The organism is Spirulina sp. CS-785/01 (assembly GCF_028330525.1).
Taxonomy (GTDB): Bacteria; Cyanobacteriota; Cyanobacteriia; order Cyanobacteriales; family Spirulinaceae; genus JAQMSD01.
The window spans coordinates 15553-29885 of record NZ_JAQMSD010000153.1 but is presented as its reverse complement, the minus strand read 5'-3'; the positions used below and the strand labels follow the sequence as shown (position 1 = coordinate 29885).

The 14333-nt window shown below is 48.0% G+C and carries 16 protein-coding genes and 1 pseudogene; 3 read left to right on the top strand and 14 right to left on the bottom strand.

Translation table 11 applies throughout. The features are described 5' to 3' along the window. Nucleotides 1-113: 113 nt before the first annotated feature. Entirely contained in the window at nt 114-332 is a 219-nt protein-coding gene (locus PN462_RS10525) for a hypothetical protein (protein ID WP_272128140.1), read from the bottom strand. A 170-nt stretch (nt 333-502) separates the two neighbouring features. Between PN462_RS10525 and pyk the strand changes: the two genes are divergently transcribed. Then, complete coding sequence (pyk, locus tag PN462_RS10520) at nt 503-1930, top strand: pyruvate kinase (RefSeq protein WP_272128138.1); 1428 nt, start codon at nt 503-505, stop codon at nt 1928-1930. 53 nt (nt 1931-1983) lie between these two features. Here pyk and PN462_RS10515 read toward each other — a convergent pair whose 3' ends face one another. The 10 genes and pseudogenes from PN462_RS10515 to PN462_RS10475 all read right to left on the bottom strand — a co-directional run bounded on the left by PN462_RS10515 (nt 1984) and on the right by PN462_RS10475 (nt 10304). After that, on the bottom strand, nt 1984-3192 hold the full coding sequence (locus PN462_RS10515) for an NAD(P)/FAD-dependent oxidoreductase (protein ID WP_272128137.1): 1209 nt from the start codon (nt 3190-3192) through the stop codon (nt 1984-1986). Nucleotides 3193-3231: 39 nt separating this feature from the next. Further along, nucleotides 3232-3333 (bottom strand): annotated as a pseudogene (locus PN462_RS23515) (transposase); the annotation flags it as partial. Nucleotides 3334-3467: 134 nt separating this feature from the next. After that, on the bottom strand, nt 3468-4874 hold the full coding sequence (locus tag PN462_RS10510) for an AtzE family amidohydrolase (RefSeq protein WP_272128136.1): 1407 nt from the start codon (nt 4872-4874) through the stop codon (nt 3468-3470). Next, nucleotides 4871-5065 (bottom strand): DUF4089 domain-containing protein, encoded by a 195-nt coding sequence (locus PN462_RS10505; protein WP_272128135.1) that lies wholly within the window; start codon nt 5063-5065, stop codon nt 4871-4873. Before PN462_RS10505 ends, PN462_RS10510 begins: the two co-directional genes overlap by 4 nt. Beyond that, nucleotides 5062-5334, bottom strand: a complete 273-nt coding sequence (locus PN462_RS10500; RefSeq protein WP_272128134.1) for a hypothetical protein — start codon at nt 5332-5334, stop codon at nt 5062-5064. The genes PN462_RS10505 and PN462_RS10500 overlap by 4 nt, the downstream gene beginning before the upstream one ends. A 5-nt stretch (nt 5335-5339) precedes the next feature. After that, a complete protein-coding gene (gene nadA / locus PN462_RS10495) occupies nt 5340-6302 on the bottom strand; it encodes a quinolinate synthase NadA (protein WP_272128133.1) in 963 nt (320 codons plus the stop codon). A 214-nt stretch (nt 6303-6516) separates the two neighbouring features. Then, complete coding sequence (locus PN462_RS10490) at nt 6517-7389, bottom strand: S-methyl-5'-thioadenosine phosphorylase (RefSeq protein WP_272128132.1); 873 nt, start codon at nt 7387-7389, stop codon at nt 6517-6519. Between the two features lie 412 nt (nt 7390-7801). After that, the gene (gene mreD / locus PN462_RS10485; protein ID WP_272128131.1) at nt 7802-8428 is read right to left on the bottom strand and encodes a rod shape-determining protein MreD; all 627 of its coding nucleotides are present in this window, start codon (nt 8426-8428) and stop codon (nt 7802-7804) included. A gap of 9 nt (nt 8429-8437) precedes the next feature. Further along, nucleotides 8438-9184 (bottom strand): rod shape-determining protein MreC, encoded by a 747-nt coding sequence (mreC, locus tag PN462_RS10480; protein ID WP_272128130.1) that lies wholly within the window; start codon nt 9182-9184, stop codon nt 8438-8440. A gap of 112 nt (nt 9185-9296) precedes the next feature. After that, entirely contained in the window at nt 9297-10304 is a 1008-nt protein-coding gene (locus PN462_RS10475; RefSeq protein WP_272128128.1) for a rod shape-determining protein, read from the bottom strand. 311 nt (nt 10305-10615) lie between these two features. Here PN462_RS10475 and PN462_RS10470 point away from each other — a divergent pair, with 311 nt between their 5' ends. Then, complete coding sequence (locus tag PN462_RS10470; RefSeq protein WP_272128127.1) at nt 10616-10984, top strand: single-stranded DNA-binding protein; 369 nt, start codon at nt 10616-10618, stop codon at nt 10982-10984. A gap of 33 nt (nt 10985-11017) precedes the next feature. Here the strand turns inward: PN462_RS10470 and PN462_RS10465 are convergent, their stop codons facing one another. Further along, on the bottom strand, nt 11018-11374 hold the full coding sequence (locus tag PN462_RS10465) for a hypothetical protein (protein WP_272128126.1): 357 nt from the start codon (nt 11372-11374) through the stop codon (nt 11018-11020). 39 nt (nt 11375-11413) lie between these two features. Between PN462_RS10465 and PN462_RS10460 the strand changes: the two genes are divergently transcribed. Then, complete coding sequence (locus tag PN462_RS10460; RefSeq protein WP_272128124.1) at nt 11414-11704, top strand: DUF6439 family protein; 291 nt, start codon at nt 11414-11416, stop codon at nt 11702-11704. A gap of 26 nt (nt 11705-11730) precedes the next feature. Here PN462_RS10460 and PN462_RS10455 read toward each other — a convergent pair whose 3' ends face one another. Both PN462_RS10455 and rlmD read right to left on the bottom strand, forming a co-directional pair. After that, nucleotides 11731-12174 (bottom strand): ATP-binding protein, encoded by a 444-nt coding sequence (locus PN462_RS10455; protein ID WP_443029139.1) that lies wholly within the window; start codon nt 12172-12174, stop codon nt 11731-11733. A 730-nt stretch (nt 12175-12904) separates the two neighbouring features. Next, nucleotides 12905-14287, bottom strand: a complete 1383-nt coding sequence (gene rlmD, locus PN462_RS10450; protein WP_272128121.1) for a 23S rRNA (uracil(1939)-C(5))-methyltransferase RlmD — start codon at nt 14285-14287, stop codon at nt 12905-12907. Nucleotides 14288-14333: the final 46 nt, after the last annotated feature.

The window sequence follows — 14333 nt, the reverse complement described above, 5'->3', positions numbered from 1 at the left end:
TGGCTCAAGACCGCTCGGCTCGAGGAGGAGTCCATGCTAAACGTCTCAAAGCCGGTTGGGATGACGATTATCTTCTTAAAGTGTTGTTCGCATCCCCCCATCACCTCTCGCAATTATGAAGAATTGTGTGCGTTCGCCCTGGGGAATTGCCAACAGGCGATCGCTTCTATATCCCTACTCCCACACCCACAAGTCGGGTGACGCTCCGATGTCACCCATTCTTCCCCACAGTAACGACAATGACAGAAAATATTATTGCTATCAGCAATCCTAATCTTATTTTGCCAAATTTGTAATACCCGTTCCTCATCCGGTCTCTTGGGAGAAGTCATAAAGAAAATCTGTAAATCTTAGGAAATTGTACTCAGTTTAACCTGAGTGCGATGAGATAACAGTAAAGCGGAGGCTATCGAGCAGACTCAGTATTGTGTACTGAATCTCCTCTGATCAGCCCTTCTATTCCCTCAGTCAGGGGATTTTCACACTTACCGAGTTTTCCTTTATGATTATTCATCCCCACCGGACTAAAATTGTCGCCACCATCGGGCCGGCCAGTTGTTCCCCAGATATGATTCGCCAGATGATCGAAGCAGGGATGTCAGTGGCCCGCTTAAACTTCTCTCACGGCAGTTATGAAGATCATGCCGAAAAAATCCAACTTCTCCGTCAAGTGGCCCAAGACATGGATATGTCCCTTGCTCTCTTACAAGATTTACAGGGGCCGAAAATCCGCGTGGGTCATCTACCAACGGGAGAAATGTCTTTAACCTCCAACCAAACGGTAACACTGGTCCCCCTGAATGATTATCAAGAAACTCCCCACAGTATTCCCATTGATTATCCTTACATTACAGAAGAAGCGGAAGTGGGAACACCGATTCTTTTAGATGATGGCAATTTAGAATTGGCCGTCACCAAAATTCAAGGGACAACGGTAGATTGTCAGGTCATCCGGGGGGGAAGATTGCAAAGTCGTAAAGGAGTCAATTTTCCCACCCTCAATTTACGTTTACCCTCGTTAACCGAGAAGGATAAACAAGATTTAGAATTTGGACTCTCTCAAGGAATGGACTGGGTGGCCTTGAGTTTTGTCCGTCAAGTCGAAGATATCTATGCACTGAAAACCTTGTTAGAGAAGCATGGTAAGCCAGATGTGCCAGTGTTAGCAAAAATTGAAAAACCCCAAGCGATCGCGCATTTAGATGCCATTATCCAAACCTGTGAAGGCATTATGGTGGCCAGAGGAGACTTAGGGGTAGAAATGAACCCAGAAAAAGTCCCCATGCTACAAAAACGCATTATCCGTGCTTGTAACCAACACGGCATCCCGGCCATTACTGCCACGCAAATGCTAGATAGCATGATTGAAAACCCCAATCCCACCCGGGCCGAAGCCAGTGATGTGGCCAATGCCATTATTGATGGTACAGATGCAGTCATGTTATCGGGAGAATCAGCAGTCGGGAAATATCCCCTGCGAGCCGTCCAAATGTTAGCGCGAATTGCCACCGAAGTTGAACCCGGCCTTGAATTCACTAACCTCCCTCCCGAAACCCACAGTGAAACCCATGCCTTGAGTGAGGCATTAAACACCGTTGATAAAATTGTCGATTTACGCTGGATTGCCACATTCACGACAACAGGCTACACTGTCAGTTTAGCTGCCGCCGAACGGCCTCGCGCCCCCATCATCGCCTTCACTGTCGATCAAGCGGTCTATTATCGACTAAATTTAATCTGGGGTGTTACTCCCATTCTCCTGGATGACAACATTAAGGCATTAGACCCCTTAATTAATGCCATTGAGGACACCCTCTGTCGTTTACAACTCGCTGAAAAGGGAGATAAAGTCTTAATTATGGGCAGTAGTCCCGTTCAACAGGCCAGAGGCACAAATTTTCTAAAAATTCACACGATTACGGGTTTATAAGGGGGTAGGACTTAGGGAGGTTGCTTCACCCAACCGTCCGGAAGATTGTCATCTTAGAGATCACTAATTTGTTCTAAAATGGGGTCTTCTTGTCCCGTGGCACAGGTCGCAAAATGTCGCGCTAAAGCGGGGGTGAAAACTAAAGGATTACTAAACCCAGAAAAGAGATAAAGCCCTTCTCTATTGTCCACAGGCCCAACAGAGTGCCAAGTTTCCGGACTAAACGCCACTAAACAATGTCGCCATCTCCCCGGCAGTTGTGCCACAGTGGGTAAAATTGCGCCAACCCGTTGACGGATTTGGGTTTCACTGGTTTGGGGATCAATCATTGCATCAGGACTCGATAAAACACGACTCCATTGGCCCAACCGAAAACTCCCATCTTGCATCTGAACCGCCCCCGGATCGAGAATGGGAGGGAGGATTTCTTGATTCGCTTCCTCCCAAAGGGGTTGTTTGTCTGGTTGGGTGGAATTCGCTTCTAAACTAAACCGTTGTAAAGCGGCTGGCATAATAACACTATGCAGTTTTAACCCCGTGGGGACGGTTTCAATGACTTCTGCATGGGTAAAATAAACCGGGGCAGTCATTCCATTCTCCCGCAAGAGTTGGCGCGTTAATCCCCCTGCACAAACTACAGTATGGGCGGCAGAATAGTGAGTTGTCGGGGTTTGAACTCCAACTATTTTTTCCGCTTGCTGTTGTAACCTCACCCCAGGTTCAAAGGCCACTGTTCCCCCAAGGCGTTGAAATGCGGCTAAATAGCCCTGATTGGTTTTGTAGGGGTTCATCTGCCCATGGGGGAGTAATAACGCGCCAGAGAGGGCGTTAGGGTTGAGTAGGGGTTCTTTTTGACAGGCTTCCTCTGGGGTGAGAATTGTTGGGGGAATGGCGAAGGATTGATAATTTTGGGCGAGGGTTGCGGGGTTATCCTCTGGGGAGACGGTCAAAATTAAATCTAATTCCCGAAATTCTGTGTCAGTATCCAATTCGGCGGAGAGTTGCCGATGAATTGTGATGCCTTCTTCACACAGTTGACGGGTGAGGGGAGAGGTCCCAGACCAATAGGCGAGTCCCCCATAACTATACCGGGTGGCGTTATCGGGGCTGGTATTTTTTTCAAGGAGGAGGACGTTTAATCCTTGTTTAACGAGTTCGTAGGCCAAGGTAGCCCCGGTAATTCCTCCACCAATTACAATCCAATCGTAGGTTGACACTTTCTCATTGACACTCCACGCCAAGGACGTGGATTCTTCATTCATAGACCCAACTTGCTTTCTCCCAAATTATCCATCCTGGCATCGAATTGCTTTATTGCGGATGAATTGAACCGTTCGGATGGCCTCATCAATGGCACTGTATTGAGTTGGTTTTCCTTTAGCTTTGAACTCTAAGACGAGCATTTTACGTGAGATAAACCTATAAAAAGTATTATACCATCAAGTCGCCCTAAAAGGTGACTGAGCTTGTCGAAGTCAGGGCGAGGCTTTAGACCCATTATTTTTGGTAATGCTCTCCCATCTCCTATTCGGTTCTTCTATTCGGTGGTGGGAGGGACGGTGATGTTGATGATGCCTTCTTTTTCTAATAATGCGGCTACTCGCAAAATCAGGGATTCGTTGTAGGGGGCGGCAATAATTTGTACGCCGAGGGGGAGGGTTGAGGTGGCGGTGACGGGGACGGAGAGGACGGGTAAACCGACGAAGGAGAGGGGTTGGGTGAAGCGACCGAGGTTAGGCCGCACGAGGGTTTCTTCTCCGGCGATGACCATGCGTTCTTGACCGATGGGAGGGGCGACACAGGGGGTGGTGGGGGCGAGGATGATGTCCCAATGTTTAAAGAGGTTGCGGATACGGTCTCGATACCATCGCCGAAAGCGTTGGCATTGAATGTACCAAGGGGAGGGTAATAATGCTCCGGCGAGGAAGCGATCGCGGGTTGCCGGATCAAAGTCTTCGGGCCGGGTCTGCAAGCGGGAAATATGCCGATTTGCCCCTTCTGCGGCGGTGATAATATAGGCCGCGGCTCTAGCTCGCTGAGATTCGGGCAGTTGCACGGAAGCGTGAGCATTGAGGGCTTTAGCCACAGTTTCTACGGCGGCTAAGGCTTCTGGGTCGGCCCCTTGTTGAAAATAGCCAGCCGCGACGGCAATGCGGAGTCCCCGAATGCCTAAGTTAATTTGAGGTAAGGCGGGTTCGGGGGGATGGCGTGTACATACGGGGTCCCGGTCGTCTTCTCCTTGTAAGAAGTCGAAGACGGAGGCCATATCCCGCACGGAACGGGTAAATACGCCAACATGGTCTAGGCTACTGGAAAATAAAGCTATTCCCGCTCTGGAGAGGCGGCCATAGGTGGGTTTAAAGCCGAGGACTCCACAGAGGGCGGCGGGAACTCGCACGGACCCGTTGGTGTCTGAGCCAAGGGCGATGGGGACTAACCCGGCGGCTACGGCGGCGGCAGACCCGCCGGATGAGCCTCCGGCAATGCGGGTGAGGTCGTGGGGGTTGCGGGTTTCGCCGTAGTGACTGTTTTCGGTGACGAAGCCATAGGCATATTCGTCCATGTTTAATGTGCCGATGAGGACGGCCCCGGCTTGTTTTAGGCGGGCGATGGCGGTGGCATCGAACCGGGCGGGGGGGTTGTCTTGATTAATTTTTGACCCGGCTAGGGTGGTGACTCCGGCGACATCATAGAGGTTTTTGACGGCGAAGGGGACTCCGGTGAGGAGGCCGACTTTTCTTTGCTGCGCGATCGCGCGATCGATATCCCGGGCCCGGCCTTTGGCCGGTTCCCCCAGAATCCCAGTAAAACAATTCAGCGTCTCATCTTGGTGATGAATGCGCGTGAGGGTATCTTCAATCACTCCAGTTGCCGTGACTGTTTGAGCGCGAATTGCTTTGGCAATAGTCACCGCATCGGCGGTTGGGAGGTCAATGTTCCTCATGGTTCAAAAACAGGCACGGTTTCGATCTCTTCAGGGAGGGGAAATTCTGACACCAAATGAGCGATCGCGGCAATCTGCTCTAAATTTTCAACAACCCCTTCAACATAATGAGGAACAATCGGTAATTTCGTCAATATGGCCGCCTGTTCAACGTAAGCCACAAAATCCATTTGAGCAGGGTCTTGGGTCATGGATCAATGGAAACAACATTAGGATATCGTTTATTTTGACATACATATTGTTGTTTGTTGTTGGTTTTTTGCTGTTTGTGAATTAAGGGAACAGGGAACAGGGAATAGGGAATAGGGAATAGGGAATAGGGAACAGTTGGTTCTCCTCCATCTCCTCCATCTTCCCTATCTCCCCCTTGCCCTGTTCGCGTTAGCGTCCCGTCAGGGGTAGCAAAGCCGTTCGCGTAGCCTCTCCGTGCTTGAGAAAAGGCATCTCCCGATTCCATCACCCAATCTAACTCATTTCTAACATTCGTTGAATGGGCTTTAAGGCCGCCGCACAGGTGTCCTCAGAGAGACGAATCTCTGGGGTTTGATGTTTCATTGCCCAATAGAGCTTTTCGAGGGTATTAAGGCGCATATGGGGGCATTCATTACAGGCACAGTTATTGGTTGAGGGGGCCGGAATGAAGGTTTTGTGGGGGGCCGTTTTCTGCATTTGGTGAATAATCCCCGGTTCAGTGGCCACAATGAATGCTGGGGACTCACTGGTTTGAATATATTTTAGTAATGCTGTGGTTGAACCAATATACTGGGCATGGCGCAACAGTTGGGGTTCACATTCGGGATGGGCGATAATTTCGGCGTTGGGATGCTCGACTTGTAGTTGAATGATCTTTTTCTCGGAGAAGGTTTCGTGAACGATACAACTGCCTTGCCAGAGGACTAAATCTCGTCCTGTCTGTTCCATAACATACCGCCCTAAATTGCGGTCTGGGGCGAAAATAATGGGCTGTTCGGGGGGAATTTGCTCGATGATTTTTACCGCATTGGAACTGGTGCAGATAATATCACTCATGGCTTTAATCGCCGCAGTGCAGTTAATGTAAGACACCACGAGGTGATCTCGATGTTGTGCTTTAAAGGCGGCAAATTCTTCGGGAGGACAACTATCGGCTAAGGAACATCCGGCCTCTAAGTCGGGGAGTAGGACTAATTTGTTGGGGTTGAGAATTTTGGCGGTTTCGGCCATGAAGTGAACCCCCGCAAAAACAATTACTTCTGCGTCGGTGTTGGCCGCTTGCCTCGACAGGCCCAAGGAATCCCCTATATAGTCGGCGATGTCTTGAATGTCTGAGTCTTGGTAATAATGCGCGAGAATGACGGCTTTCAGGTCACGTTTTAATTCCGCGATCGCGCTAAACAGATCATCGGGAACTTGGTTAACTTGGGGAGTTTCGAGAGCAGTTGTAAACACGGGCGTTATCAGTTGCGATCGATACATTAGGACTTTGACCTAATTATAGTAAAAATTACCAAAATTTGCATAGTGGGTGATTGGTGATTGGTAATGGGAGTCGGGAGATGGAGGAGATGGGGAAAATAAAAATATATTATTCCCGATTCCCTGTTCCCGATTCCCTGTTCCCGATTCCCTGTTCCCTATTTCACAAACAACCAACAACCAACCCTCAAAGGTACTTATGTAACAAAGCCTGTAACTTAGTCTTCGTCGCCTCTGGAGCTTGATCAAGAGGAGTAAGAATGGCATATTTTAGAGCAGAATGGGCTTCGGATTCGGGAGGATTCTCGTTTAACCGCTTCACCACCTCCTGAATCACCTGTTGAGCATTAGCCGCATTCCGGTGTAAATTCTCAATAATCATCTCCACCGTGACACTATCATGGCTAGGATGCCAGCAATCATAGTCTGTCACCAAAGCCAACGTTGCATAAGCAATTTCCGCCTCTCTAGCTAATTTAGCCTCTGGCAAATTGGTCATTCCCACGACACTGGCCCCCCAACTGCGATACAAGTGAGACTCCGCTTTAGTCGAGAAGGCCGGCCCCTCCATACAAACATAAGTCCCCCCTCGATGGAGATGCACTTCGGGTAAATTTAGAGAATCTACACTATCGGCGAGAATATCGGCCAATTGGGTGCAAACGGGATCACCAAACCCAATGTGTGCCACAATGCCTTCCCCAAAAAAAGTTGCAACTCGATTCCGAGTACGGTCAATAAATTGATCGGGAATTACCATATCAAGGGGTTTAATGGCTTCTTGTAAAGAGCCAATGGCTGAAGCTGAAATTAAATATTCTACGCCTAATTGTTTCAAGGCATGAATATTCGCTCGAAACGGAATATCTGTCGGGAGTAAATGGTGGTTGCGTCCGTGACGGGCTAAAAAGACGACGGGAACTCCCGCTAATTTTCCGGTAATAAAAGCATCAGACGGTGAACCAAAGGGAGTATCTACGCGGACTTCCTCAATGTCTTTGAGGGCATCCATTTTATACAGTCCACTACCACCAATTACACCAATTTTATAAGTTGTCATAAGGGGTTATTTAATGTTTTCAAAAACGACAGAATGAGTAATCTCAGTTAATCAGCTTTTAAGTTATCACAAAGATTCAGAAAAACTATAAGTTTTCGTAAGGATTCAGATCATTTTACCCTGTTAGAGGGGAAAGAAGCCCTAAAGGGCTTACTACGAACGAAAGAATAATATCTGAATGCTGAACCTGAATGTTGACAATTGTTCCAGTTAACTAAGATAAAACACTTTTAAACTGGGTTACTTCAAGTGAGCCAAAAATACTCTAATCCCTTTCCCTCTTTCCTGTTCCCTGTTCCCTTGCCCTGTTCGCGTTAGCGTCCCGTCAGGGGTAGCGAAGCCGAAGGGCTGTTCCCTCCTATCACATACCAATTTAAAGGCACAACAGCTTAACGATTAATTATTAATTATCTCAAGAGGTTTGTTCTTTACTATTCAAATATTCCCACCAACGATTGAGGGGATAATAGACCACTGGGGCCCATAAACTACTCAAAATTGCCGATGAGAGGGCAATGCGTTGATGTTCGGTCCAGACTAAAGCGGGATTGCGAAACCCTTGTAAACTGTACTGGACGGCGGTTACAGTTTCAGCGATGACGGCCATTCCGAAGACAATTAGGGCAATGGAGATAAAATCCTCTTGAATGTAACGTTGTTTTTGAATACGGGCGGTTAAAACCCCCACAATGGTCAAGCTAATGATGTGGGAGGGGTAAGAGAGGGCAATATCGACCACTACTTTGGTTTCATCGGAGAGGGTAAAGATGGTCTGATCAGGGACTGTGGGGACATTAATGGCGGTCATGCCATCTTGGATTAATCCGAGGGCAATTCCGGCTAATGCTCCTTGCCAGACGGTGCGTTTCACACTCCAGACAACGACCCAAATTAAGAGCCAGTTGGGGCGGATGCCCATGAGTTCTGTGCCGGGTAGTCGGGCGGGTAGAATTAAGAGGCAGAGTAGGGCAGAGCCAACGATAATGAGCCAATTAAAGAGGTGGCGTAACCGAGGTGCAGCTTCTAAAAATTTCAACACGAATCTCCACTAATACTTCGTTGTATGGGGATGGATTGTTACCCATTCAAGAAATTCAATGGGAGCAGTTAGTTTGATTTCCACTTCGGGGGCTGGATTTTGTTGTAAATGGACGGATTCGACGACCCCAATATGAATTCCGGGGGGAAAGAGTTGACTGGCCGGGGAGGTGACGACTTGATCGCCTTTTTTCACGTTGGGGACTTTTTCGTAAAAGACCATGGTGGCTGTTCCTTTTGTGCCACCGCGAATGTAGCCCATGTAGTTGTTACGGGAGAGTTTTGCCCCCACTCGACTGGTGGGGTCACTGATCAGTAACACACGACTGGTATGAGGGGTGACTTTGATGACGCGACCGACTAACCCCCCAGGACTGGTGACGACATACCCTTCTTTGACTCCTTCATTACTGCCTTGATCCAGAATAATTTGTTGCCACCAGTGATCAACACTGCGGCCAATGATCCGGGCTGAAATAGATTCCAGTTGTTGCTCTTCTTTGTAGTCAAGCAGTTTTTTGAGTTCTTCGTTTTGCTTTTCAAGCGCGGTGAGTTGGCCTTCTAGACGTTCTACTTCACCCTCGCGCCATTTTTCGTCCGGTGGAGGCCCGGTTTGAAAGGGCCGGATTGCATGAGCATAGAGTTCAAAGATCAAAGCCCCTTGGGTTTGACGGATAAAGAGGGCAACGCCTAGGACGATGCCGATTAGAATAAACTGTGAGCCGTAACGCTCCCACCAGCGACGCACTGTAAACATGATCAATAATTTTTGCGGTCGTCTGTTTAAGTGAGGGGGTTGCGCGATCGCAATTCCCTTGAGACCATTAAGCCGAACTGCGAAGCGACCACCCTATTAAACCTATTCTGAATTACATTGTGCGAGAACGACCACTGAAGACTCGCTCTAGTTGTTTAAAGTTCTCTAAAACCCGACCGGTTCCTAAAACCACACAACTTAAAGGATCAGCCGCCACGTGAGTCACAATGCCCGTTTCGTGACTAATTAAAGTATCTAGTCCTTTGAGCAATGCACCCCCACCCGCTAACATAATACCCCGGTCAATAATATCTGCGGCCAACTCCGGCGGAGTCCGTTCTAAGGTCCGCTTCACGGCATCGACAATCACCGCTAAAGGTTCGGACATACTTTCCCGGACTTCTAAGGCTTTAATGGTCACAGTACGAGGTAAACCGGATAGCAAGTGCAGTCCTCGGACTTCCATGGTTGCTTCTTCATCGTCTTGGGTGGGATAAGCAGACCCGACGTTGATTTTAATTTCTTCGGCGGTTCTTTCCCCAACCACGAGGTTGTGAACTTTTTTCATGTACTGAGTGATGGCCTCACTCAATTCGTCTCCAGCAACGCGCACAGATTCGCTCAAGACAGTCCCCTGTAAACTGAGAACCGCAACTTCGGTTGTCCCTCCCCCGATATCAATAATCATGTTTCCGGTCGGTTCTGCCACCGGAAGTCCTGCACCAATCGCAGCCGCGACAGGTTCATCAATTAAATAGACATCTCTAGCACCCGCTTGGGAAGCGGCCTCCATGACGGCTCTTCGTTCCACTCCGGTCACACCACTGGGAATCCCAATTACAATGCGGGGAGAAACCAAGGTTCTCCCTTCGTGAACTTGGCGGATAAAGTGCTTGAGCATCAATTCTGCTGTGTCAAAATCAGCAATCACGCCGTTGCGAAGGGGACGTAAGGCAACCACGTTACCGGGGGTTCGTCCGAGCATTTTTTTCGCATCTTCCCCGACTGCTAGCGGGACTTTCAGGTCTTGGTCGATGGCAACAACGGAAGGCTCTTGTAAAACAATGCCTTTTCCAGAGACGTAAACAAGGGTATTCGCGGTACCTAGATCAATACCCATGTCTCTTGATAATGTAAAGCGACTGAAGATTCCCACTCCTTTCTACGCCCCCAAAGTGCGATACTGCGATAATAGGATTAAGTTAATGTTAGTCTAGTTAGCAAGTAACCGATGTGGATTTTAGTATGTTTTGTCCCTTGCGTCTAGTCAGACTGAGGAGTTTTTGGTTCAGTATGCCTAGATTTGAGGGTTGTAGTGGTTTCTTTTTTCTAGTCTAAGGCTTTTTTTCCGGACAAAAGGAATACTCGCTCAACTTTGGTGCGCTAAATCCAGTAAACTAGGTGATGTTGCTTTAGTAAAATTGAACTATTATGAGTCTTAATCTTGTACATTTGGTGGGTCGTGCAGGCAGAGACCCAGAAGTGCGTTATTTTGAATCGGGTAGTGTGGTGTGTAATTTACCCCTAGCGGTGAATCGCCGTAGCCGCAATGACGATCAACCGGATTGGTTTAATTTGGAAATCTGGGATAAAACCGCAGAAATTGCGGCCAATTATGTCCGTAAGGGGGGGTTGATTGGGATTCAAGGGTCTTTGAAAATTGACAGTTGGGAAGACCGCAATACAGGCGCACCCCGGTCTAAGCCAGTCATTCGTGTGTCTCGTCTAGACCTTTTGGGATCAAAACGGGACAATGAGGGCAGTTTTAATTCTCGAAGCTACGACGAAAGCGAGTTTTAATAGGTTGGGTAATGGGTAATGGGCATTTACCCATCACCCAACCGCCATTTTTAACAGCCAACCGATAATAATGCCTAGTCCGGTAAAGCGGACGATTTGCCAGAAGGGTTCTTGGAGGCTTTTCCAGTTGAATAGGTGACTTTCTAGGTTCAGTTCGAGTACGTCGATCTCGGCTTCGATGCGGTCGAGTTCCCCTTGGAGGGGATGGGCGGCGGTTTGGGTGCGACGGTCTTTTTTGAGGTGCTGGCGGCGGTTTTGCAGGTGTTGGAGTTGCTGTTGGTCTTGTTGGACTTGGGTATAACGGGCTTTGAGGTTGGCGAGTTTTTCTTCGACTTGGGCGAGGGTTTCGGTGAAGTCTTGCTGAAATTGCTGGTCGTCAGTTGGTGGCATTTTCAATTACAGTGAAAATAATTGGTCTCTATTTACACTATGGTTCAACTTTCTTCTCCCCAAACGGAACAATTACAAGAGGTTACGACGCTGGAGTTGGCTCAGGCTTTGGCGGGTCGTCTGGCGATCGCGCCTAATGACTGGCATCGCCTCAAGGCGAATCGTCAAGCCCAAGCAAGCCAAGATGCGATCGCGGGCCTAGTCTTTCTCCTCCAAGACCACCCCGAGGAGGCATTAGCCCACCTACAACAGGCGGTTGGCTGGTTAGACCGTTCGATTTCCGCGCCCCCTTGCCCGACTCACGGCAAGAAACAGGCGAAAAACTCCTAACCCCGTCGGCAAACTCTCAACCCGCGTCAATGGCGTAAAGCCCGTTGACGCTTCACTTGTTTGCTTAACTTGAGTTGGGTTCCTTCTCGATTCCAGTGAACTTGATCAAAAATTTGGTGTAGGATACATAACCCACGCCCATTTTCAGAGAAGTCTTCGGGCAGCAAGTCTTCTGCCCCTGTGTGACAATCACAGTTGGGACTAAATCCCGTTCCTTGGTCGGAAATGACCCAAGAATAAGTCCCCCGACTCACCGAAAATTTGACGGAGACTTGTTTGCTAGGATCAAGTCGATTCCCATGTTTCGCAGCGTTCACTAAGGCTTCTTGTAAGCCTAAGCGTAGTTCTGCTTGAACTTCCGAGGGAATTTTTGCCAGTAATAAATCTAGGATGGGACATAGGTAGAGCGTGGAAGCGAAGCTCATTGTTTCCCATTGACGTTTCCGAGTTGGCAGTGAGATAGAAATCACACCAGTTACCTCTAGCTCATCTTGTTGCAATACGGTTGATAAATTCCGCGACTAATTCCGCGACAGACGGATGCCGGGTGGGTTACGATCTCCTGACTAAGCCAGGCTATCGGATGAAGGCTGCACAGTTGCACGGTTAAGGCTTGCACTATTAAGTCATGGTTAAATACTTGAGTAAAATACCTGATAATAAAAATCCTTTCTGGTTTTACAGACTAAGAGAGGCAGGGGCTTGAGTTGGTGTTAACTGAATTTGTGTTAACTTACTTATTGATCATTTTTGAGGAAGAACTCGCTAAACGTCAAGTTCTTTGCTAAAAGACCAAACTATCTTTCCCTCTGTGAAGGCAATTACTGCTTAAAAGTAATTACTTCTCAATTCTTGTCTTGTTCAAGACCAGCCTCATTGTTCTGCTTACTCGATTCAGTTCACGGGGTTTATTCACTGGACTGAATTAACTTAGCTTATTAACTTAGCTTGTTAACTTAGCTTGTTAACTTAGCTTGTTAACTTAGCTTGTTAACTTAGCTTGTTAACTTAGCTTGTTAACTTAGCTTGTTAACTTAGCTTGTTAACTTAGCTTGTTAACTTAGCTTGTTAACTTAGCTCAAGTGACTTGGGATTGTCGTGAACTTGTTGGCAATTACATTATATCAAATTTTAGTCGAAAGTTACCAGTTTTTACCCATTGACAAATTGTTTTTATTATGCTCTGTAGGGCAAAAAAAACTATCTATGCGTTAAATTGAGGAAGGCAACACATTCAACATGGGGGGTTTGGGGGAAGAAGTCGGCAGGTTGGAGGGCTTGGAGTTGATAGACTCCTGAGTCACAGAGTATTTTGAGATCACGGGCGAGGGTGGCAGGTTTACAGCTAACGTACACAAGGCGCGGCGGACGGCGGTTTAAGAGGGTTTCTAGGACGCTGCGATCGCACCCTTTCCGGGGGGGATCAAGCAACACCAGATCGGGGATCACCTGCCAACGAGGTAGCCATTGTTCCACGGTTTCTGCATAAAATTCTACGTTAGCAATTTGATTGAGTTGGGCATTATTTTTGGCTTGTTCAATGGAGGCGGGTTGCACTTCAATCCCTATCGCTTTTTGCACTTTTTGAGCTAAGGGTAAGGTAAATGTCCCAATGCCACAATAGGCATCTAGCAGGGTCTCTGTTCCCTGTAAATTGAGACTTTCTTGTATTTTTCCTAATAATTGTTCCGCCCCTTCAGTATTCACTTGAAAAAAGGTTTCGGGGCGTAACTGTAGGGTTAATCCCCCAAACTTTTCCTCTAAATACGGTTGTCCGGCAATCCTGTGGGTTTCCTCCCCAAAAATAACATTTCCTCGTCGGGGATTTATATTTAAACAAACCCCCACTAAATGGGGATATCTTTGCATCCATGCCTCGGCTTGTGTTTGTAGATTGCAGAGATGGGGATCAACGGAAACAAGGGTTAATAAGATTTCTCCGGTCCGACGACCGATGCGTAACGATAAATGACGGAGTTGGCCTTGTTGGCTTTTTTCCTGATAAATTGACCACCCTTGTTGTTGAATATCTTGTTTGACTTCAGCCAACAAAGGATTTAACCGTTCATCTTGCACGGGACATTGGTTGAGATTCACCAGTTGATGGGTTCCCTTGCGGTAATATCCGGCATTCACTTGGCCCTGTTGGCCATAGGCCAAGGGATAGGTGGCCTTGTTGCGGTAAGAGAGGGCAGACTCACCCGTTAAAATGGGGGCGAGGGGGGGATCGGTAAACCCGCCAATGCGCTGGAGGATTTGGCGGAGTAAATTTTCTTTGGCGGTTTGTTGAGTGCGATCGCTAATATGCTGCCACTGACATCCCCCACATTTATCCGCCACAATACACCGAGGCCGAATACGGTGGGGGGAGGGGTCTAAAACTTCTTGGACTTTGCCTTGGGCATATTGTCGCTTAACGCGCAGAAGACGGACCAATACGCGATCGCCCATTACCGTATCCGGCACAAACACCACCCGGTTTTGGTAGCGTCCCACTCCATCGCCGCGATCGCTCAAATCCTCAATGGTCAACTCAATTAAACTTCCTTGTTGCCAAAGAAGGGGTCCATTCTCCTTTATCATGGATACTATCCGGCTCAAATCAACAGTGTTTCGTTAGTCACAAAAG